The 22,500-nt window shown below is 43.7% G+C and carries 19 protein-coding genes; 12 read left to right on the top strand and 7 right to left on the bottom strand.

Annotated features, from left to right (window positions below):
- Positions 1-12: 12 nt before the first annotated feature.
- From RB622_RS18190 to cobN, 5 genes are all read left to right on the top strand, one after another.
- On the top strand, positions 13-1,887 hold the full coding sequence (locus tag RB622_RS18190) for a CocE/NonD family hydrolase (protein WP_308048020.1): 1,875 nt from the start codon (positions 13-15) through the stop codon (positions 1,885-1,887).
- A gap of 119 nt (positions 1,888-2,006) precedes the next feature.
- A complete protein-coding gene (locus tag RB622_RS18185; protein ID WP_308048019.1) occupies positions 2,007-3,356 on the top strand; it encodes a cobyrinate a,c-diamide synthase in 1,350 nt (449 codons plus the stop codon).
- Between the two features lie 62 nt (positions 3,357-3,418).
- Positions 3,419-3,703, top strand: a complete 285-nt coding sequence (locus RB622_RS18180; protein WP_308048018.1) for a hypothetical protein — start codon at positions 3,419-3,421, stop codon at positions 3,701-3,703.
- A 21-nt stretch (positions 3,704-3,724) separates the two neighbouring features.
- The gene (locus RB622_RS18175) at positions 3,725-3,901 is read left to right on the top strand and encodes a hypothetical protein (RefSeq protein WP_308048017.1); all 177 of its coding nucleotides are present in this window, start codon (positions 3,725-3,727) and stop codon (positions 3,899-3,901) included.
- Between the two features lie 130 nt (positions 3,902-4,031).
- Entirely contained in the window at positions 4,032-8,324 is a 4,293-nt protein-coding gene (gene cobN / locus RB622_RS18170) for a cobaltochelatase subunit CobN (protein ID WP_308048016.1), read from the top strand.
- Between the two features lie 294 nt (positions 8,325-8,618).
- On the opposite strand, the gene RB622_RS18165 is transcribed toward cobN, so the two are convergent.
- The 4 genes from RB622_RS18165 to RB622_RS18150 all read right to left on the bottom strand — a co-directional run bounded on the left by RB622_RS18165 (position 8,619) and on the right by RB622_RS18150 (position 12,714).
- A complete protein-coding gene (locus RB622_RS18165; RefSeq protein ID WP_308048045.1) occupies positions 8,619-9,809 on the bottom strand; it encodes an IS256 family transposase in 1,191 nt (396 codons plus the stop codon).
- Between the two features lie 893 nt (positions 9,810-10,702).
- Positions 10,703-10,915 (bottom strand): hypothetical protein, encoded by a 213-nt coding sequence (locus RB622_RS18160; RefSeq protein ID WP_308048015.1) that lies wholly within the window; start codon positions 10,913-10,915, stop codon positions 10,703-10,705.
- 427 nt (positions 10,916-11,342) lie between these two features.
- Complete coding sequence (locus tag RB622_RS18155) at positions 11,343-12,083, bottom strand: hypothetical protein (RefSeq protein ID WP_308048014.1); 741 nt, start codon at positions 12,081-12,083, stop codon at positions 11,343-11,345.
- A 61-nt stretch (positions 12,084-12,144) separates the two neighbouring features.
- The gene (locus RB622_RS18150; RefSeq protein ID WP_308048013.1) at positions 12,145-12,714 is read right to left on the bottom strand and encodes a Crp/Fnr family transcriptional regulator; all 570 of its coding nucleotides are present in this window, start codon (positions 12,712-12,714) and stop codon (positions 12,145-12,147) included.
- A gap of 445 nt (positions 12,715-13,159) precedes the next feature.
- Between RB622_RS18150 and RB622_RS18145 the strand changes: the two genes are divergently transcribed.
- The 4 genes from RB622_RS18145 (at position 13,160) to RB622_RS18130 (ending at position 14,907) form a co-directional block, all read left to right on the top strand.
- On the top strand, positions 13,160-13,312 hold the full coding sequence (locus RB622_RS18145) for a hypothetical protein (RefSeq protein WP_308048012.1): 153 nt from the start codon (positions 13,160-13,162) through the stop codon (positions 13,310-13,312).
- A gap of 12 nt (positions 13,313-13,324) precedes the next feature.
- Positions 13,325-13,774, top strand: coding sequence for a hypothetical protein (locus RB622_RS18140; RefSeq protein ID WP_308048011.1), 450 nt, complete (start codon positions 13,325-13,327; stop codon positions 13,772-13,774).
- Between the two features lie 235 nt (positions 13,775-14,009).
- The gene (locus tag RB622_RS18135; protein ID WP_308048010.1) at positions 14,010-14,579 is read left to right on the top strand and encodes a hypothetical protein; all 570 of its coding nucleotides are present in this window, start codon (positions 14,010-14,012) and stop codon (positions 14,577-14,579) included.
- A gap of 55 nt (positions 14,580-14,634) precedes the next feature.
- Positions 14,635-14,907, top strand: a complete 273-nt coding sequence (locus RB622_RS18130; RefSeq protein WP_308048009.1) for a DUF4242 domain-containing protein — start codon at positions 14,635-14,637, stop codon at positions 14,905-14,907.
- A 25-nt stretch (positions 14,908-14,932) separates the two neighbouring features.
- On the opposite strand, the gene RB622_RS18125 is transcribed toward RB622_RS18130, so the two are convergent.
- Both RB622_RS18125 and RB622_RS18120 read right to left on the bottom strand, forming a co-directional pair.
- Positions 14,933-15,778, bottom strand: coding sequence for a methyltransferase domain-containing protein (locus tag RB622_RS18125; protein WP_308048008.1), 846 nt, complete (start codon positions 15,776-15,778; stop codon positions 14,933-14,935).
- A 153-nt stretch (positions 15,779-15,931) separates the two neighbouring features.
- Entirely contained in the window at positions 15,932-16,636 is a 705-nt protein-coding gene (locus RB622_RS18120) for a type 1 glutamine amidotransferase domain-containing protein (RefSeq protein ID WP_409021629.1), read from the bottom strand.
- A 243-nt stretch (positions 16,637-16,879) separates the two neighbouring features.
- On the opposite strand from RB622_RS18120, the gene RB622_RS18115 reads away from it, so the two are divergent.
- On the top strand, positions 16,880-17,443 hold the full coding sequence (locus RB622_RS18115; RefSeq protein WP_308048006.1) for a Crp/Fnr family transcriptional regulator: 564 nt from the start codon (positions 16,880-16,882) through the stop codon (positions 17,441-17,443).
- Here the strand turns inward: RB622_RS18115 and RB622_RS18110 are convergent.
- A complete protein-coding gene (locus RB622_RS18110) occupies positions 17,440-17,616 on the bottom strand; it encodes a hypothetical protein (RefSeq protein WP_308048005.1) in 177 nt (58 codons plus the stop codon). The genes RB622_RS18115 and RB622_RS18110 overlap by 4 nt on opposite strands.
- A gap of 317 nt (positions 17,617-17,933) precedes the next feature.
- On the opposite strand from RB622_RS18110, the gene RB622_RS18105 reads away from it, so the two are divergent.
- Together RB622_RS18105 and RB622_RS18100 are read left to right on the top strand one after the other, a co-directional pair.
- Entirely contained in the window at positions 17,934-20,690 is a 2,757-nt protein-coding gene (locus RB622_RS18105; protein ID WP_308048004.1) for a DEAD/DEAH box helicase, read from the top strand.
- The gene (locus RB622_RS18100; protein ID WP_308048003.1) at positions 20,687-22,489 is read left to right on the top strand and encodes a hypothetical protein; all 1,803 of its coding nucleotides are present in this window, start codon (positions 20,687-20,689) and stop codon (positions 22,487-22,489) included. The genes RB622_RS18105 and RB622_RS18100 overlap by 4 nt, the downstream gene beginning before the upstream one ends.
- Positions 22,490-22,500 lie beyond the last annotated feature (11 nt).

Below are 22,500 nucleotides of genomic sequence, written 5' to 3'. Positions count from 1 at the left end.
ATCATCAACCTAATGAAACAAAAAATATTTTACATTCTCCTCTGTCTACTCCCACTACTTTCCAACGCGCAAAACGCCGCCATAACAGACACTGGCTGGGTGAGAAAAAACTATCAAAAAACGGAACAATTCATTGAAATGCGGGACGGTGTGAAGTTGTATACTGCCATTTATACACCACGGAATAGCAATGAAAAATATCCCGTTCTTATGCAACGCACGCCTTATTCCTGTCGCCCTTATGGCGCAAATAACTACCGCCAACGCTTGGGTCCGAACGGCAATTTGATGAATGAGAAGTATATTTTTGTTTATCAGGATGCGCGGGGTCGTTATAAAAGTGACGGAAATTTTAGGGAAATGACACCGGCTATTCCCGACAAAAAAACCAATAAAGATGTCGACGAATCCAGCGATACGTATGATACGATTGAATGGCTGTTAAAAAACACGACTTCCAATGGTAAAGTCGGCATATATGGAATTTCTTTCCCGGGGTATTATTCCTCGGCAGCTTTGCCCGATGCACATCCGGCCTTGAAGGCAGTTTCTCCACAAGCCCCCATGTCCGATGAGTTTCTGGGCGACGACTGCAACCACAACGGCGCATTTTTCCTGATGGATAACTTCGGTTTTTACAGCGGGTTTGACGGACCTAAAAGTGCAAACGCGGAAAGTTACACACCTTTTTTCAACGCCGAATTCAATGATGCCTACCAGTATTTTCTGGATTTCGGTCCTTTGAAGAAAGCAAATACGACTGCCTATTTCTCCGACCCGAAAAGTGTATGGCGACAAGTTACCGCCCATGATACCTACGATGAATTCTGGCAATCAAGAAACATTAAAAAGCATCTGAATAATATTAAACCTGCGGTTTTGGTCGTGGGTGGTTGGTTTGATGCAGAAGATTTGTATGGTGCTTTGAAAACCTATTCGGCGATTGAAAAACAGTCTCCCGACAATAACACAAGATTGGTAATGGGCCCCTGGACACATGGTGGCTGGGCTTCTCCAAGTTGGAAATCGTTTGCCGATTATCAGTTTGGCGCTGATTTAAACCAATACTATCAAAACGAAATCGAGACCAAATTTTTTAATTTTTATTTGAAAGATAAAGGTGAATTCAATCTGGCCGAAGCTACTGTTTTTGAAACGGGTTCCAATCTGTGGAGGAATTATGATGTCTGGCCACCAAAGAATAGTCAGCCGGAAACATTTTATTTTCATTCCAAAGGAAAACTGACCGCCGAAAAACCAAAAGCTTTGAAAGCGACAACCGAATACATCAGCGACCCTGCCAAACCTGTTCCTTATACGAACGAAATCAGTGGCCACAGAAATAATAAATACATGGCCGAAGACCAGCGTTTCGCTTCCCGCCGCCCGGATGTAATTTATTTCCAGACTGATTCTCTAACCTCGGATCTGACTTTGACAGGTGAAATAACAGCCAATCTTTTTGTCTCCACCACAGGAACAGATGCTGATTTTATTGTAAAAGTGATTGATGTCTGGCCCGATAGTTCGCCTGATCAAGTGCAACGCGGACAACCCAAACCTCTGGATATGCGTGGATATCAACAAATGGTAAGGGCGGAAGTATTCCGAGGAAAATTCCGTAACAGCTTTTCAAAACCGGAACCATTTGTAAAAGATAAGGTTGAAAAAGTGTCTTTCAAACTGAACGAAGTTGCGCACACCTTCAAAAAAGGACACCGCGTGATGGTGCAAATCCAAAGCAGCTGGTTCCCCTTGGTTGACCGTAACCCGCAAAAATTCATAAACATTTTCGAAGCCAACGAAGACGACTTTCAAAAAGCTGAGATTAAGGTATTTCATGATATCAAAAACAGCAGCAACGTAATATTGCCTGTGCTAAAATGATAGGTTACATGGAGGACCACAGAGTTGTAAAGAGATACATAGAGTTTTCTATACTACTATATAAACCTCTGTGTCCCTCTTTCTGACTCAGTGGCCCTCTGTGTAGCCTATAAAACCATATGCGAAGTTCTCATTTCCTTATTTCGGCTCCTTCGAGTAATTCTGGTAAAACGACCCTTACCCTTGGGCTTTTGCGTGCTTTGAAAAATAAAGGATTGCATGTTCAACCTTTCAAATGCGGCCCCGATTATATTGATACACAACACCATACCACAGCGTCAGGAAATCCGGGAATCAATCTGGACACCTTTATGGCCTCGGAAGATCATGTCCGTGAAATTTATAAACAGTATTCCGAAGAAGCCCATGTTTCCGTCACCGAGGGTGTTATGGGACTTTTTGATGGTGCAGATAAAATGCGGGGAAGCAGCGCAGCCATTGCTGAATTATTGGATATTCCCGTAATTCTGGTAATTAATGCCAAATCGATGGCCTATTCAGCCGCACCTTTGTTGTATGGTTTTAAGAATTTCTATAGAGGAATTCGCGTCGTCGGTGCGATTTTCAACTTTGTCAGCACGATCTCGCATTACCGGTTTTTACAGGAAGCGTGCGAAGAAGTTGGTATTGAACCGCTAGGTTATCTGCCAAAAAACGAAGCCCTGGCGATTCCTTCCAGGCATTTAGGATTGCATATTTCGGCGGAAACGGATTATGAAAGTATTATCGAACAACTGGCACAGGAAATTCCTAAAACGATTAATATAGAACGGTTGCTGGAAATTTCCACAAGAGAAATTTCTCCCGAAATAGAACCCGAAACATTATCTCAAACACCCGTTCCAACCAAAAAATATAAAATTTCCGTCGCCCGGGACGAGGCTTTTACTTTTACCTATTACCAAAATATCGAAGTGCTTTCTTCTTTTGGCGAGATCACATTTTTCAGTCCGATTCATGATAAGGAACTTCCTGAAGTGGATTTTCTATACTTGCCAGGCGGTTATCCTGAATTGTTTGCTGATGCCTTAAATGAGAATAAAACCATGTTGGAAAGCATCAAATCTTATTGTTTAAACGGAGGACTGACTTTTGCGGAATGTGGTGGTTTGATGTATCTAGCAAATGAAATGATTACTTCCGAAGGCTTCAATTTTTCAATGGTCGGTATGCTGGATTGCGCGACTTCCATGGAAAATTCAAAATTGACATTAGGATACCGCACGATCCGGTGGAATGATTTAGAATTGAAAGGACATGAATTTCATTATTCCAGATTGTTGGAAAATCGTTTGGAAACGGAACCTGTAACCGTTAAAAATGCCAAAGGGATTGAGGTTGAAACGCGACTGTACCGGAAGCTCAATACGTTTGCTTCTTATGTGCATTTGTATTGGGGGGAGAATTTTGGCTTTATTGAATACTTATTGAAGCATTTCACGTCAAAAGGTTTCACGCAAAGCAGGTAAGGGAAAACGCAAAGAACGCTAAGCTTTTTTCTTTGCGGACTTTGCGTTTTATCTTTTTTACTTTGCGTGAAAGAAGAAATACAACACTTTTACAACGCTATATAGCCTTTGCAGATCAGGGATATAATGTTAAATTTGATAAAGAAATTGAAGAGCTAACCGGAAATCAAAAAAGCATGGGAATAAGAGAAATGGTACTCGATAAGGCTGAGAAGAAAGGAATTTTGAAAGCTAATACTTCTGTAATAAAAAGTTTATGCGCAATTGGCAATTTCACTATCTCTCAGATTGCTAGTTTAGTCAATGTTTCGGAAGCATTTGTGCAAAGTGTCGTTGTTGCAGAATAGCTAACCGGTAGTCAAAAAAGTATGGAAATAAGAGAAATGGTACTCGATAAAGCTGAAAAAAAGGGAGCTGAAAAAGCGACCGTCTCATTCATCAAGAGTTTATGGGAAACGGGTAATTATACTGTCTCTCAGATTGCTAGTTTGGTCAAAGTTTCTGAAGCATTTATTCAAAATACCATTGCTTCAAAACATAAGTAATACACTAAAATAAAACACCTTACACACCATCAACCTAAAAAGGCTCCCACACGGAGTCTTTCTTTTTATTAAAAACCTCATTAACGGCCACACTAAAAGCTAACCGCTAATAGCCAACGCCTAACAAATCATGTCAGAAATTAAACGCCAACGCATCACCCGCGCAGACGGGAAAGCCATCAATCTTGTACAGCGCCGGGGACATTTGTCTTATTGTTATAACGCTTGCTGCTGTGGTCGGGTGGATCGCGGGTATGCGTCTATTCCGGTTGAATTGTACAAAAGTGAATGGCTGCGCAGGAAAATGCGGAATGTGGTGCATATGACAAAAGGCGGTTGCCTGGGTCCCTGTACGTTGGCGAATGTCGTTACACTTCTGTTCGACGGTAATTCTGTCTGGTTTCATTCGGTGAACAGTGACTGGCAGATTATTGCCATTTTTGATTATATCGACAGCATGATCTCGGCTGACCGTTTCCTCGTTCCACCGGCGGAATTGTCTGAAAATGTGTTTCAGTTTTATACCTGGAAAGGCTCGGAAGCTTCCACTAAAATCGGACAGACGCCCATGCCTACGGAAGGAATTGTTTTCCTTACTCATGCCGATACGGATTTATTAACACTGCATAGAACCATTCAGGATTTGCCGAATGATTTCCCAAAAACATTAGGCATTAACTTAATGGCGGTAAAAAGTGAAGCGCAGATGGCGCAGTTACTCGACGGTGAAATCGCCTCAGCACAAATCATTATCCTCCGGATTCTCGGTCGGCCAAGTGCTATTCCCGGGTTTAATGAATTGATCAATCGTGCCAAGAAAAACAGACAGCATCTTATTGTGGTCAGCGGTACGGGTGATTTAAATCCGGATTTTGCAGCTGCTTCTACGGTTTCCCCGGCGATTTTGCATGATGCTATGCTTTATTTACAAGCCGGCGGTTATACCAATTTCACTTCGCTGCTTTATTACCTTTCTGATCATTTGTTGATGACAGGTTTTGGCTCGGATGCGCCGGTTACTTTACCTGAACACGGTATTTATCACCCTGATTTACCCGAAAACGCTGATCTTTCCGATTGGCTTAAACGATATAATCCAGACCAGCCCACAGCCGGAGTTACCTTTTACCGCTCTCACTGGACGAGCGGCAATACTGCTTTTATTGATGCGATGGTGCGCGCTTTGGAGGATCGTGATGTTAATGCTTTACCCATTTTCACCTCATCGCTCAAAGTGACCGATCCGGTTTCCGGACAACCCATTGCTTTCCAGTTTTTCAATGGCGAAAAAGGTGTTCAGATTGATGTTTTGGTCAATACTGTTTCACTTGCCATTACCGATATCCAAAAGGCAGGTTCTGATAATACTGGCGCCGAAAAAGCATTGAGTCAGCTGAATGTGCCGATTATCCAGGCAATTTCAAGTACCATGAACCGCAATGCCTGGGAATCTTCCAGTCGCGGGTTGAGTACTTTGGATACCGCTATGAATGTCGCCATTCCTGAATTTGACGGGCGCATTATCACCGTTCCGATTTCTTTCAAGGAAAAAGACAGACAGGCAAAAGGATATGAAGCGCTTGACAACCGCATTGATCGCGTGGCCGGAATTGCGCTGCGTTTTGCCCGTTTGCGGCATTTGAAAAACTCGGAGAAGAAAATCGCTTTCATCTTTACCAATTCCAACACCAAAGCTTCCCAGATCGGGAATGCCGTTGGACTGGATGCACCGGCTTCGCTGATGAATATTTTGCATGCGATGCAGGCGGAAGGTTACCAGATTAAAAATCTGCCGACTACCGGAACGGAATTAATTCATGAATTAATTGACCGTTGTTCTTACGACCAGACTTACCTCACACCCGAACAGCTTTCCAACGCTGCCGGTCGGGTTCCGTTTGATCAATATGCTGGCTGGTTTGATGAATTACCGGAAGCTCTACGCAAAAAAATAACCAAACAATGGGGGCAGGTACCCGGCGAAACGTATGTCCATGACGGCCATATCGCCCTCGCCGGACTTGAACTCGGCAATGCGTTCGTAGCCTTGCAGCCGCCGCGTGGCTATGGCATGGATCCGGATGCGATTTATCACCAGCCGGATCTGGCGCCGACGCATCATTATTATGCATTATACCGCTGGCTGCGTGACGGCTGGGGAGCGGATGCAATTGTGCACGTTGGCAAACACGGAACGCTGGAATGGCTTCCGGGCAAAGGAATCGGGTTGTCGGAAAACTGTTTTCCGGATGCCATTCTGGGTGATCTGCCGCTTTTTTATCCTTTTATTATCAACGATCCCGGCGAAGGTTCGCAGGCGAAACGCCGTGCCCATGCCGTGGTCGTGGATCACCTGACGCCGCCTATGACTTCCGCGGATAGTTATGGCGAACTGGCCCAGCTGACCCAGCTTGTCGATGAATATTATCAGGTGGAAACGCTTGATCCTTCGAAATTACCTTTGCTGCAAAGACAGATCTGGGAGCTGATCAAACAGACGAATCTGGATGCCGATCTGGCTGCGATGCTGAACCGTGACCATGGCGATCACAAGCACGATTGGGACGATGATATGACGCCCGAGGGTGTGCCAGCGAGTCTGGCGGAGATGGATGGAAAGGATATTGCCCACCTGATCGAGGACATCGACGGGTATTTGTGTGAATTGGGCGCGGCGCAGATCCGCAACGGTTTGCACACGCTCGGACAAATGCCGGAAGGTGATGCGCTGATTGATATGCTACAAGCGCTAACCCGACTGCCCAATGCCACGGTACCGGGTTTACAGTCAGAAATGGCTTCGCTTTTTGGTTTTGAAATAGAAGATCTTTTACAGAAAAAAGGTCAGAAAATAGATTCCGTTTCGCCGCAGTTTCAGTCGCTGGCAGGAAGGCCGGTGGTGACGGCGGCGGATGCGATGGAAATTATTGATGAGCTGAACAATCATTTGTTCAGGGTACTGGCACAACATCGTTTTCATCCAAAATACATTGATCAGGTTTTGTATGAAACACTGGATATGGCGCCTTCGACGACGGGTTTGGCTGGAATCCGGCTTGTGCTGGCATTTGTTTGTACCCAGCTGGTACCGAACCTGGCGCGGACGGATGAAGAAATTACCAACCTCATGCACGGACTTTCCGGCGGGTATATCCCTGCCGGTCCGAGTGGTGCCCCTACACGGGGCATGGCGCATATTTTGCCAACCGGACGAAATTTTTACGCCGTAGATCCGCGCGCACTTCCGTCCAAAGCGGCCTGGGAAGTGGGCCAGCAGCTTGCACGGGAAGTTTTGGATCGTCACCTGAAAGAAACGGGGCGCTATCCGGAAAGTGTCGGGATCAGTATCTGGGGGACTTCGGCGATGCGTACCCATGGGGACGATGTGGCGGAAGTGCTGGCGCTGATGGGCGCCCGGCCCGTATGGCAGCAGGAAAGCCGGCGCATTACCGGCGTGGAAATTATCTCGCTCGAAGAACTCGGTCGCCCGCGGATTGATGTGACCACCCGGATCAGTGGATTTTTCCGTGATGCTTTCCCGCATTTGATCGAATTGCTGGATGATGCCGTGCAGCAGGTTATTGTGCTGAACGAACCGCTGGACCAGAATTTTGTCCGAAAACATTATCTGAAAGATCTGGCTGAACTGCAAAAAGATAATGAATTATCGATTGAAGATGCCGAGGAAAGGGCCAGTTACCGGATTTTCGGGGCGGCTCCGGGTGCTTATGGTGCGGGGATTTTGCCTTTGATCAATGAAAAAAACTGGCATGCCGATGCGGATTTTGCGCAGGCCTATGTCAACTGGGGCGGTTATGCCTATACGAAGAACGCGCAGGGTGTGGATGCCCGCATGGCATTTCAGCAATGCCTTTCCGGCGTGGAGGTGGCGCTGCACAACCAGGACAACCGCGAACATGATATTTTCGACAGCGACGATTATCTGCAATTCCATGGCGGGATGATTGCGACCATACGCAGCCTCACCGGGCAACAGCCAAAACATTATTTCGGCGACTCGCAAAACCCGGCACAACCGGTGGTGCGCGACCTGAAAGAGGAAACGTTACGTGTATTCCGTTCAAGGGTTGTGAACCCGAAATGGCTCGACAGCATCAAAAAACACGGCTACAAAGGCGGACTGGAACTAACGGCGACGGTTGACTACCTCTTCGGTTATGATGCCACGGCAAACGTGATCGATGACTGGATGTACGAAAAAGTAGCCGAAACCTACGCCCTGGACGCCAACATGCAGCAGTTTTTTGCCGAAAGCAACCCATGGGCCTTACACGCCATCGCCGAAAGATTACTCGAAGCCGCACAAAGAGGCTTATGGGCCGAGCCGTCCGCTGAGGTTTTGCAGGGGTTGAAGGAGGTTTATTTAGAGAGTGAGGGGTTGTTGGAGGTTCGGGGGGAGTGAGGAAATTAGAATAGGAAATTGCTTAAACAGTTAGATGTGCGGTGAGAAGTGATAGAATTATTTGGGATTTTTTCACTGCGTTCGAAAGACAACCCTTTTCCCATAATTAACCTTGTGAATTTGAGGCAATATATTTACGTTTTGGTCCGGTAGAATTTGCTAATGATTGCAAGAACATATCATTGGGTGCATTTTAATAATAAATATTATTGCTCCGATAATTATAAAAAGTACATGTAAAGAGAGCGTTAAATTAACTGTGTAAGCCCGTGTTAAAACAACTGTGTAAAGGGATTAAATTTTGATTTGACATTTTTCCTGCCCGAATATATTAATAAATTGTAAAAGCATAATTGGCCAATTTCTTTGGGGCATAGTCCATTTTCTGGACACTTGCATCAGAGCCAGGTAAACGGCCTTTTCCATCGCCGAGTCGTTTGTAAAAGAAGTTTTGGTTTTCGTATACTTGCGAACGATGCGGTTGATGTTTTCAATGATGTTCGTTGTATAAATGATCTTTCTGATTTCCATTGGAAACTCGAAAAAAGTAGTCAGATTGTCCCAATTGGCCTTCCAGGATTGTCCGATGTAGGGGTATTTCTTCGACCAAACCGCTTCAAAAGCTTCCAGTTCACGGTAAGCTATCTCTGCATCCGGCGCATCGTAGACTTTTTTCAAGGCGTCAGCTACCTGTTTTTTGTCTTTCCAAACCACAAATTTCAACGAATTTCGTAGTTGATGAACGATGCATATTTGGGTTTTAGTCTCAGGAAAAACGGATCTGATCGCATCAGTAAAACCTTTTAGGTTATCGGTGCTACTGATTAAAACGTCTTCAACACCCCGGCTTTTTAGATTTGTCAGCACACTCATCCAGAAGGATGCGCTTTCGTTTGGGCAAGTCCACATACCCAATACTTCTTTTCTGCCCTGGTTATTAAGACCAACGGCGATTTGAACCGCTTTGTTTATTACTTTACCTTCATGACGGACTTTAAAAACAACAGCATCTAACCAAACAACCATGTAAACAGACTCCAATCGACGGCTCTTCCATTGATCTATATGTTCAATGATCCGGTCGGTAATGTGTGAGATCGTAGCCTCGCTCATATCAACGCCATAAAGTTCCTTGATATGGTTTTCAATATCACGAGTACTCATACCGTGGGAGTAAAGCGAAAGGACATGATCCTCAATGTCATCCATGACCCTGCGCCTCTTAGGAAGAACCTGCGGTGAAAAACTACCATCACGATCTCGGGGGACTTCTATTTCCGTTGGACCATATTTGCTTTTAACTTGCTTGCGAACTTTACCATTCCGACTATTTTCGAAATGACTGCTGTTGGAAGCATGCTTTTCGTAGCCTAAGTGCTCGTCCATTTCCGCCTGAAGAAGCTCTTGGACGGTCTCTTTGAAGAGTTCCTGGAAAAGATTTGACAGGTCTTTTCCTGATTTGATCGAACCCAGATTCGACCTAATCGCCTGTTTGAGTTGAGAACGGTCCGTCGATACGGTTGTTTTCCATACTGTATAAAGTTATAAATTAGCCGCCTACCGCGGGTGCATTTACACAGTTATTTTAACACTACCAATAATACTTCTAACAAGATTTATTGGAAGGATTTTATATTATTCTTTTTTATCCCATTTGTGATTTCATTTACTCTAGTATTAAAGGGTTACAATTTTAAAACGCAGGTAAGCAATCTAATTTCATCAATATCAATATTTGGGGATTCCTATTTAACTTATTGGCTATTATTTACAGCCAATTTGATAAATTGCAATCAGATGCCTTAAAAGAAGACAAGAGTTTAAAAAAAATATTTGTAAACGAAATCCATTCAAATATCTCGTTTTGCATTTTATTATCTATAATAATTGTCTTAGTACTATTATTAACAACTGTTGATTTCCCTTCGTTTGAATATTTAGATATTCTTAAAAAAATTGTGGATGTCATAGCATATTTTTTACTTATACTATTTCTCCTTACGTTGATAATGGTTTTAAATCGAGTATACATATTGTTAAACAGAGAAGCTCGAAAACACTAATTATTCGCTGCACCCGCCTATGTTAAAGTAATTTAAAGCTATCATCACGAAACGTTCCTACGGAACGAAAACCACATCAACACATTCTGACTTCTACCAACGAAATGTCCCGATGGGACAATGACGTTGGGATATTCAGGGATTTTTGTTCCGATAGGAACATTTCGTTGGTAGGAAGTGAATTTAATTTCCGGGTAACCGTTCCTTCGGAACGGCTCGTATGCCGGGTGCTGAGTGTAATCTAAAAAAACGATCAATGCCTAAAATTCAATCAACCAAAAACCAATATAGATTGAAACTGCTCAACCTCACTTGTTATCCCTCAACCCCAACCCTATTCCCATCAACCCACCAAGCCAACCCCAGCACAATCATCTGCAAAACCACAAACGAAACAAACAACATCATGATATTATCTTCCGGTGGCGGGCCGAACATGTTGTAGGCGTTGGCCAGGACGAAAAAGCCGGTCATGATCCATAATCTCCGGGTACCTTGCGCGGTGATGGCTTTCGTGCCTTTTTGCATACATATAAACGCCGCCGAAAAAGATAATGCTTTCCAGCAATACGGTGATCAGCTTGTAATTCCATCCCCCCTATCCCGACTTTGAAATCACCAAAGGGCATCAGGGGCAAATATGGGATTTGGATAATAGCGCCCAGAAAGCGGTAGATTAATACGGCGGTCAGCAGGAATTTCACGAAACGTTCCTTCGGAACGAAAACTCCATCAACACATCCAAACTTCTACCGACGAAATGTCCCGATGGGACAATGACGTTGGGATATTCAAGCGTTTTGTTCCGATAGGAACATTTCGTTGGTAGGAAATCGGTTTAATTTCTGGGTACCCGTTCCTTCGGAACGGCTCGTGTTTGCTCCTTCTGGGTTCGATCCGGGATCATATTGAACAAATGAAATTCAACTGATGAAATTCACACAAATTGAAACTTCTAAACTTTACCTACTCTAAACTCACCCCCAACCCTATTCCCATCAACCCACCAAGCCAACCCCAGCACAATCACCTGCAAAACCACAAACGAAACAAACAACATCATGATATTATCTTCGGGTGGCGGGCCGAACATGTTGTAGGCGTTGGCCAGAAGGAAAAAGCCGGTCATGATCCACAATCCCCAGGTACCTTGGGCGTTGATGGCTTTCGTGCTTTTGGCATACATATAAACGCCGCCGAAAAAGATAATACTTTCCAGCAATACGGTGATCAGCTTATAATGCCATAAACCCATCCCGACTTTGAAATCACCAAAAGGCGTCAGGGGCAAATCCGGGATATGGACAACAACGTCCAGAAACCAATGGCTCAACACCGCGAGACCGACAATGACAGCACTTTTGACATCCTTTTTAAAAAACCAGTAGCCGCTTCCAACGATAATTCCCCAGACGATTCCCATGAAAAGACTGTGCGTATAGGGATAATGGACGAACTCGAAAGGTGTCACTTCGGTAAAACCGGGATGTATTTTCACGGTTTCAATATTGAAAAGCAGCAAAAACGGCCACAGGATATCTACAAATTCTACGGCCACAAAAAGCATGGTAAGCGAAACTTTGGGTGCTATTTTCTTCGCGGCAAGGGCGAGACCATAATGTCCTAAAAACATGATTTCTGACTTGGTTTGGTACATCACAAAAGTACCGGTCGGCCAGACCAAGCTACTTGACAAAAATCAAGAAAATGGATTTACTGGAAAATACTGAATCTTTCAGAGGCTAGTTTTTACTAACTCACTGCAACTGTTTTCTCCGGATACGGCTGATGGTTTCGGGCGTCATACCCAGCATGGAGGCAATGTATTGCAAAGGCACCTGATTGAATAACGCACGGTTTCTTTCGAATAAAAAATGGTAACGTTCCTCAGCTGTCATCGAGATAAATGAAAAAATACGGTCTTCCATCATCGTAAAACAATGCGCGAGGAACAGCTTTTCCGTCTCGGGCCATTTCGGAATGATCTCCCCGATCCGGTTATAATCCGCCCGCTCGATCACAAATATTTCAAGGTTCGTGAGCGCCTGCATATACCAGCGCGACGGCGTTTGAAACAGTAAACTGGACAGATCCGCCACGAAATAACCTTGACTCGATATCCACTGCGTGACTTCCTTGCCGTCTACATCTGCATAAATCCGCAAAAGCCCCGACTGGATAAAACACAGCTGATTACACTGCCTCCCCGCTTTCAGGAAATAATCACCTTTATTCAAAGTCTTCTTCCTGAACAGGGCAGACACTTTTACAAGGTCATCCTGATCGAAGGTAAAATAGGAATGAAGGTATTGTTCGAGGTCGGTCATTTTTGGCGGTCGGCTTTCGGCAGTCAGCTGTCAGATTTATGCAAGGAACAAAATTTTGGGCGATTACGGAAAGGTGTTGGCGACGGCTCTCCCGTTTGGCATAGTTTCAGACTATGTCTGGAGACCACGCCAAACACATGAACCGAGTTCACCTGATCACAAAACGTTCCTATGGAACGAAAACCACGCAAAGCCACTCCATCTTCTACCCACGAAATGTCCCAAAGGGACAATCACATTAGGATATTCCGGCGCTTTTTGTTCCGATAGGAATATTTCGTGGGTAGGAAGTGAGTTTTTTATTGTTGGGTGCCCGTTCCTTCGGAACGGTTCGTGTTTGCTGTTGCTGCGTATAATCTGATTACTTACGCCAGATTAGATGCAGTGCAACGAATTAACCGATTTCGACGAATAACTTACTACATATCAATCATTCCCGGCGACCATGAGAAAATATATTGCACTGCTACTTTTACTGGTTTGGGGAACCTTACCTACCCGCGCACAGGACCGTTATGACTCGCGAAAAGCACTAACGAGCGAAGAGCTGTTTTTTAAACAAAATGGCAATCAAAAGAGCCGGGGGAATGCCGGGTAGAAATTCCTGGCTTTGGATTGTTCGCCGCTCCTGGGCGGTTTCCGGCGTTATCGTTTCTTCCCGGGCGATAAAATAAAGTTCAGGCTTCGGAATGAAAAAATCCGGTTTAACGAAATCATAGCCAGCATTACCGACTCATCCTTCACCATTGGCATTACAAACGAAGCTGCCAGCAGGATGGATTACCAGGAAATTCCGTTTAAAAACATAAGACTTATCAAAGTTTCCAGACGGATCCCCTTTGTCACCGAAGCAGCAATCTACTTTCCTATGGCAGGCTTGATTTACATCGGCGCCGCCTTTGTCAACAAGGGAGTGGATGATAAACATTTTACCACGGATGCCTCCGCGTTGATTGTCGGCGGAGCATTAATGGCGGCAGGTTTGGTCTGTTGCAAATTATCGTTTTCAGGAATTAAAATAAATGATAGGAACAAGCTGAAAGTGTTGGAAACTTATTGATATAAAGATTAATTATTGTCACTCCCCGGCTCCTTGAACAGCACGTTCTGCTCTAAATCCGGCCACAGACCGAATAAGATATCAATACTAAATTACAATAAATCAACCCATTACCGAATAATAAAATAATTCGCATTGCATTTTTTTTTAGCTTATCTTTAATAAGCACAAGGGGTTTGTACCAGTTTTTTTCTTTTGAAAAACTGTCTATCATTAACCACTTATCTTTTCAGAGATGGTACGCTATGCGTTACCCCGGTTTGATCTGTCGAGAGAAAATGACGAAGCGATTGTCAGGAGCTTTTTAGTGTCTCTTGAATATTTCTTCAAAGATTTTGTTGAAGCGCCTTTCAATTTTGCCGATTGGGTAGGTCAAAAAAACATCGGTGATTTAACCAACGAAATGTTCCAGTCAGCGTGGGAGGAAACCAGCACGTCATTGCACGTAGCCTTAAATTTTTATGACGAAAGCCAAAATGAGGGCACGTTATACCGCAAACTGGAAAGTATCGGGTTTACCCGTTATAGCTTACAGGCAAAAGCGAACCTACTAAACACCTTTTCAAAAAAACTGGGAGACTTTATCGATGAATTTTTCCCGTCCGAAGTACCGAATACAAGAATTTTTTCGATACTCTATTCTCCCGAGAATGTCAGTTACAGATCTTCCATGACGTTTATCAACATTTTAAAAGATCTATTGGATTACCTGAACGCTTTGCTGGGAAGCTTAGCCAAAATATTTGAAGTCATTGATATCATCAAAGAATTTAAAGAACTGATCGAAGGCTCTATCAAAGTCTGAGCCCCGGAATAATCTTACTTGTCATCATATTTTCACTTTAAACGATCATGCAATCATGCCAAAATTTGTCATTGAACGGGGAATTCCGGATGTCGGAAAACTGGGTAGCGAACAATTAAAAGGTATTTCGCAGGCATCCTGCGATGTGTTAAGACTCATGGGGCCTGAAATCCAATGGGTGCACAGTTATGTGGCAAGCGACAAGATTTATTGTGTTTACATCGCGCCAAACAAGGAAATGATCTTTGAACATGCGCAAAAAGGAGGATTCCCGGCCAATTCGGTCAGTGAGGTTTCAGCCATTATTGACCCAACGACAGCAGAATAGCGCATAATCAACGCATTTGATACGCTTACTTCTCGGCATAAATCACAAGAGCGTTTGAGTCAATCACAACGTTCCCGTCGGGATATTTTTGTGCGAGCAAATCATAGACCTCTGTTTTAATTTTCTTTTTCATCGCATCGTCAGCCTTACTTAAAGCAGCAACAAAAGGAGCGGCCACTTCGGTCATCATATTCCAGTATACATCGGTGGTCTGGGCGTTCAGTTTTCCGGTTACTTCTTTTTCCGTTCTATTTTTCAGCCCAACCTGCGCAAATAAATCACTGATAAAACCTGCTTTTGCACAGCGGAACATACCTGGAGATGAAGGTGGAGGCACAGGCAAATCCATATTCTTGTTAATCGTCCCCATGATGGCCGTTACCCAGAAATTCTTTTCCGGACCATTCCAAACCGAGGTGGCAATTCGGCCGCCCGGTTTTAGCACCCGCGCCATTTCTTTCGCCGCTAAAAGCATATCAGGAAAAAACATAAAACCGAAACGACAACTGATCGCATCAAAAGTATGATCGGCAAAAGGCAACGCACAAACATCAGAGACTTTGGTTTCCAGATTATCAATTCCCTGCTTTTCCGCGTTTTCGCTGGTTATTGCGAGCATGTCCTCCGAGATATCCGTCGCCACTACCTTTCCACCTTTGACCATCGATGCAATGGTTAAAGCGGGTTCCCCCGTGCCGGAGGCAATATCCAGTATGTAATCATCAGTCCCGGGTTTTATCAGACTGATAATTTCGTCCCCCATGGGTTTCAGAAAATCCATCATCAGGTCATCCCATTTCTTCCAGCCTGGAGAAAACCGGTTCCATGATTCCTTTTGCTGATCGCGAATTTGTTCGAGTTCCTGGTCCATGATCTTATCGATATAATTGTATATTGAAATTACGAATTTTAAACACAAATACTCATAACCAAATAGTTACAAAATCAACTTCTTATCCAACGGCAAAAAATCCAGAACCTGGGTTCTGGATTTTTCATCGGCACGGATCTCCGCATCTTGTAATTATTCAGCGCTCTTCAAAGCTCCAATAATTTTCTCGGCTACCAGTTCAGACGAGGCAGGATTTTGGCCCGTAATGAGTACGCCATCACTTACTGCAAAGGGTTGCCAGTCGGCACCTTTCTGATAGTCCGCACCGTTTTCTTTCAGCATATCTTCGAGCAAAAATGGCACTTCTTTCGTGGACTGTCCTGCGATTTCTTCGCTGTTGGTAAACCCGGCCACTTTTTTACCTTTTACCAACAGTTCTCCGTTTTTAGCCTTAACATTTTTCAACGCCGCCGGTGCGTGACACACCAGTGCAACCGGTTTATTTGCATTATAGAAGTACTCGATAATTTCGATTGATTTAGCATTTTGAGGAAGATCCCACATCGGTCCATGCCCACCAGGGTAATACACCGCGTCAAACTCTTTCGGGTTCACATCGGTAAGCGGAACCGTATGGTTCAGTCTTTCCTGTGCAACCGGATCGGCAAAAAACCGTTTCACCGAAGCGGTGCTAAAATCAGGTCTTGTACTTTTAGGATCAATCGGCGCCTTTCCGCCCTTGGGTGATGCAATGGTCAGTGCAACACCCTGATCCGTGAACAGAAAATAGGGAGCCGCAAATTCTTCGATCCAGATTCCGGTTTTTGTATGCGTCACCGGGATTTCATCAAAAGAAGTAACTACGATCAGGACTTTTTTCGTTTGCATATTGTTCATCGTTTGTTTATTTACATTTGTGCTGCCCTGCGCCAAACCTTTGACGGCAAGCAATGGAATCAGCAGCAGGGAAAAGAATGATGTGATTTTCATGATGTTTTTTATGCAAAGTTGGGCATAACGACGCACTGAAAACAAGGAAACAGATCACTGTTTTTCTGTGACAAATATCACACCGCTACTGTGGTTAAGCCGTAAAAAAGCATCATTCCCCACCGTACATTCAATTGATATTCAAAGCGTATGAGTTTACAGTTAAGAAAACATTTCGAAGAGATCATCACGCTGACGGATGAAGAGTTTGATTATGTGCTGTCACATTTTGAGCCGAAAAAATTCCGGAAGCATCAGTTTGTCGTGCAGGAAGGCAACGATGTGGACCACGAGTATTTTGTCCTGAAAGGCCTACTGAAATCAACTTATCCCAAGGAAGATGGTAAAGACCATATCCTTCAATTTTCTATGGAAAACTGGTGGGTAACGGATTATCAGGCATTTTTCAACCGGCAAAAAGCTACGCTTAATATCGATTGTATTGAAGACGTTACAGCACTCATGCTCACTGCATCCAATAAAAATAAGTTATGCTCCGAGATGCACAAAATGGAACATTTTTTCAGGATTAAAACCAATGGAGGATATGTGGCCCTGCCGCAGCGAATTTTATCATTTCTGCAATACGACGCCAAAGCGCGTTATCAGCAATTGATCGGAAAATATCCACAGCTTTATCAGCGTTTGCCCAAAACTTTGCTGGCTTCTTACCTAGGCGTTTCCAGGGAGACTTTGAGCCGGTTTACTGTCTAATCCAGGAGCTCTTTTGTCGGCAGGTAGTCAAAAATGATTTTATCCACATCAGAAATTTTATCCTGATCAGCGTAGTTGAGCCACTTTATTTCCTCAATTTCCGAGGTTGCCTGTAACGTACCGCTGTAATTTATCTTACTGGCAAAAGGGAACCTACGCACTCCCCTTTTCAAAAAACTTAGGGGTTTAATCGATGAATTCACCTTCATTCGAAGCGCCGAACATTAGCATTTCTCCAAACGCTATTCTCCTAAAAATGTCAGTTACCGTGTTTCCATAACATTTACGAACATCTTAAAAAATCTCCCGGATTCTCTAAACACCCTATTGGGAAGCCTAAGTAAAAAATTGGAAGAAGTATAATCTGTCGCCAAACCCATTCTTGCATCGCAATCCTCTTTTCCCTTACTTTGTTTTTGTTCCAACCCAATATAAAATGTCTATTTTCGAGCAATTAAAGCGAAGTAAATCTTTTACAGAATATAAAGATATGTCCCCTAAAAAAGATATGGGGCTTTTTTTTCTTCTTCAGTTCGATCAACAAGGCGCATTTATTGAAACAGTTGACAAAACCGGCAAAAACGCAACCTTTGATTACCGTCAGTATAGTGGCGTTCAGCGAAGTATAGCCAAAACGATCTACATGATCCGGGACCGCAGCCATTTCACCATTGACTGGGAAAATCCTGAAAGCAGGTTATACCTTCATGAACACCCATACCTGATCCCACAATTACTTGAAAGCGGTATTTTTATCAATCCTGATGATGAAGTCATTAAAGCAGGAGCCGGGACAGCCCAACTACGATTAATCCTTAGCAAAACGAGTGAGCAGTCGCTCTCGTCTCAACTGGCATTGATAACCCCGGATGCCGAATTTACCGATTTCCAGTTTATCAATGAAGAACATGTGTGGCTCGCTGGCAGTAATATTGTGCTGGAAACACAGCCTGTAGGCGCACTTTTTCATTCTCTGGAAAACTTTAATCTTAAAAACTTACCGCTTGCTGATTTACAGAAGTTTCTTTCCCTGTTTTTCTCTTACCTCGACAATGTAACCTTGTTATACGAGAGTTATACGGTGCAAAGAGACGCTGAACCTATCAAATCAAGGCCTGCTCTTATTTTCGAAAAAGTAGATGCCGACAATTCGCTTTACTTACGCATCGGGCAGCTTATGCCCAATACCGATGTCGATTTTCTTGACGAATATGACCTGTTCCGTTTTGCGGTGATCAATGAAATGGAAGAAACCATTACTGTGCGCCCGATCGAGCAGGTGCATGTTGAGCAACACCTTTCTTTCATTGAAAAAACACTAAATAAACATGCAGAAAAGGGGAAGAAAAAAAGCAACAACGGAATTATCCAGGAAGAGAATTTACTAATTATTCCTGAAAACATAGCTTCGGAATTTATATACAGGGATATCCCTGCTTTGATTGGCCAATATGCACTGGTAGGTAGTGAAAAGTTAAAATCTTACAAGATTAATGTAAATCCGCCGAAACTAAATGTGCAGGTGGGCCACGGGATCGACTTTCTTGAAGGGAAAACCACCCTCGAGTTTGGCGATCAGAAGATTTCGCTTTTTGATGCGATTAACCAGTTTAATAAAACCCGTTACATCATTCTTGCAGATGGTAGCCAGGCACTCGTGAATGAGCTTTATATGCAGAAACTCCAGCGTCTTTTCAAAAAGAAAAAGGATAAGGATAAAATCGAAATATCCTTTTTTGACCTTCCGCTGGTAGAGGAGCTGATCGAAGAACGTGCTGCAAAAGAGCAGTTCAGTAAAGCAAGAAATATATTTGAAGGTTTCAACGGGCTCGCTGATAAAAAAGCAAAACTCCCGGAAATCAATGCAAAACTACGTCCCTACCAGCAACAAGGCTACAAATGGCTCCTGTATCTGCACCAGAATAAATTGGGCGGATGCCTGGCCGATGACATGGGACTGGGAAAAACCCTGCAAACGATCACACTGCTGGCGGAAGTTTATGCAAAGGATAAAACCGGGTTGACTTCGATCATAGCCATGCCTAAATCTTTGCTTTTTAACTGGGAAAATGAGCTGAAAAAATTTGCGCCACAGCTTACTTTTTATACCTGGTACGGCACCAACCGGGATAAAGACGAAGCCCGAAAAGTAAATATCATCCTGACCACCTATGCCATGGTACGTAATGATATCGAGTTTTGGAAGGACGAAAAATTTCTTTACGCGATCCTCGACGAATCTCAGGCCGTAAAAAACCTGAACAGTCAGTTACACAAAGCGGTATTACTCCTCCATGCGTCATACCGGCTGGCATTAAGCGGGACACCCGTAGAGAATAATCTTTCCGAACTCTATGCCTTATTCCGCTTCCTGAATCCCGCCATGTTTGGAAGCGCCGAGGGTTTCAACCATCATTACCTGACGCCGATTCAAAAATATGACGATAAGGATGCGACCTTAGCGCTAAAAAAGAAGATCTATCCTTTCATTTTAAGAAGGTTAAAAAAGGACGTACTCAAAGAGCTGCCTGACAAAATCGAGCAAACATTGTTTGTGGAAATGAGCCCAGAACAGGCCAGCTATTACGAACAGCGGCGGCTATACTATAAAGATGCCATTGAACAGCAGGTCGCCATGAAAGGTATTCAGCAATCCCAGTTTTTTGTTTTCCAGGCTATGAACGAACTACGTCAGATCGCATCCATTCCGGGAGCACAAACGGATGGGAAAATTGACTCGCCCAAGACGGAACTACTCATTGAACAACTGGAAGACGCCATTGCCAACAAACATAAGGTCCTGGTTTTTGCCAATTACCTGGCCGCCGTTGAAGACATTGGCGAAGAACTCGACAAGCGGGGTATCGACTTTGTGACCATGACCGGAAGTACCCGAAACCGGCAGCAACTCGTAGACCGGTTTCAAAATGATCCGGATTGTAGAGTTTTTGTACTGACCCTCAAAACAGGAGGTACCGGGCTCAACCTTACCGCCGCGGATATGGTATTTATTTTCGATCCGTGGTGGAACAAATCTGCGGAAAACCAGGCCATCGACCGTGCACATCGCATCGGACAAGACAAAAAGGTAATGAGCTACAAGCTGATCACACTGGGTACCATTGAAGAAAAAATACTAAAACTTCAGGAAGTAAAAAGCGCATTGCTCGATGCCATTATTTCCAGTGACGGGGCTTCCGTGAAAAGTCTGAGTGAGGATGATATTGCATTTATATTAGGAAAATGATGACCAAGGACGAAATCAAAATACTCCGTTTGGAATTGGCTGGTCAAAACAAAGATTTCATCATGAAATTTTTCTATACACCTGTCGTAAAATTTTTAACCTTAAACGAGGCAAAATACCAAAGCCAGCTATCTCTGTTCGGTATAAAAGATCTCCGGAAAGTTCCTATAAAAGAGGATATGCTGGACATTGCATTTAAACTATACTCCGATAAACAATTCATCTCCGATTATCTGGCAAACCTCGGAAAAATAGCGCATACAGTATTTACGAAGGCGGTTTGGTACGGAGGGCTGGACAGAAAAGCACTGGAGGCGCTCTTTAAACAGAGCGTTCTTTTCAAAAAGCACGAATGGAACAGCTATTACAAAACAGAACTGATCCCCGAGGTAAAATCGGTCTGGGGGCAATACATCACCATTTTAGAGCCAAATGGATACTACGGGGATAAGGAATTGAGCCTGGCCCACACGGACTTGTTACTTAGTTTCCCTCTTGCCCTGCGTAAACTGCTCGCCATTCAGATGCCTAAACCGGAGGGTTATGAATTCACCGCCATCCCGGAACCGGGCAGCGGATTTGCATTACACCGGACCGAAAGCATCGTTTTCAGCGAATTGCCCAGAATCATTGCCTACCACGCTCAGGGGAATATCAAGTATTCTCAAAAGGGGAATCCCAACCAGGCTTCTGCGAAAAAAATGTCGAAAGCCCTGAAATTAACTGAATTCAATCCGGATTCTGAATTTCCGATCCGCTCATTGCTGTTGGCAGGTTTGCTTTCCGATGATTTTAAGATCAAAACAATTACGGACACTCCGGAGCAGATTATCGGCAAGTTGTTTGCCTCTGATTTTTTCACAAAACAGACAGCCCCTTATTTACTGACACACCTGAAAGGCCTTAACTATTTTAGTTTTTACGATTATGAAAGAGGCCCCACAGATAACATTCTTAAAGTATTCAAGCAACTTCCTAAAAACGAATGGATCAGCTTCGATAATTTACAAAACTTTGTGCAAAGCCGCTTTCTGGATATTCTGCCCCTCTCGGATTGGCATTTGAGGAATAAAATACAGGCAGAATATGAAATAACCAGAAATGGAAATTTACAAAAGCAAACGGTTTCCCTCAATCACGGTATGATCCACCAATTTGTGTGGAAACCTTATCTGGCGGGTCATGTTTATTTACTTGCGGCACTGGGACTTATGGACCTGGCACTAGACTCCGCTGTTCCCAATCAGTATACGGCTTATGACAGGCTTCATGCTTTTCGGTTGACTAATCTGGGTGCCTATATTCTGGGACTTACCAAACTATATGCCGCCCCGGCAAATGACAATCGAACGACGTTATCTTTCGATGAAAACAGTACCATCATTCGCATTGAAGGAGATATCGTGCTAGGCGACACCATGCTGGCTAATTACGCAACCAAAGTCAGTGAAAACCGCTATCAATTTAGTACCGGGAAGTTTTTGAAGGAATGTAAATCAACCAAAGATATCCAAAATAAAATCGTATTATTCAAACAAACCATCGGACAAAAATTGCCGGCGTTTTGGGAAGATTATTTGCAGGAACTTGTCGTTAACAGTAAAAGTATTGTCCATCAATCCAGGATACAGGTCTTTACGATTCCCCCGGAGAACAAAGGCCTGCAACGTATGATTGTTCAGGATGAGGTGCTGAGAAAGCTGGTGGTCAAGGCGGAACAATACCATATATTAATTGAAGACGCCAAACTGACCGCTTTTATCAACCGTATGAAGGAATTGGGATATGTTTTGAACTAAACCTACTGTCG

Origin of the sequence: Dyadobacter sp. LHD-138 (assembly GCF_030929615.1) — a bacterium.
Lineage (GTDB): Bacteria > Bacteroidota > Bacteroidia > Cytophagales > Spirosomataceae > Dyadobacter.
Note: the sequence above shows the minus strand (reverse complement) of the source record. Positions and strands in the feature narration are given on the sequence as shown.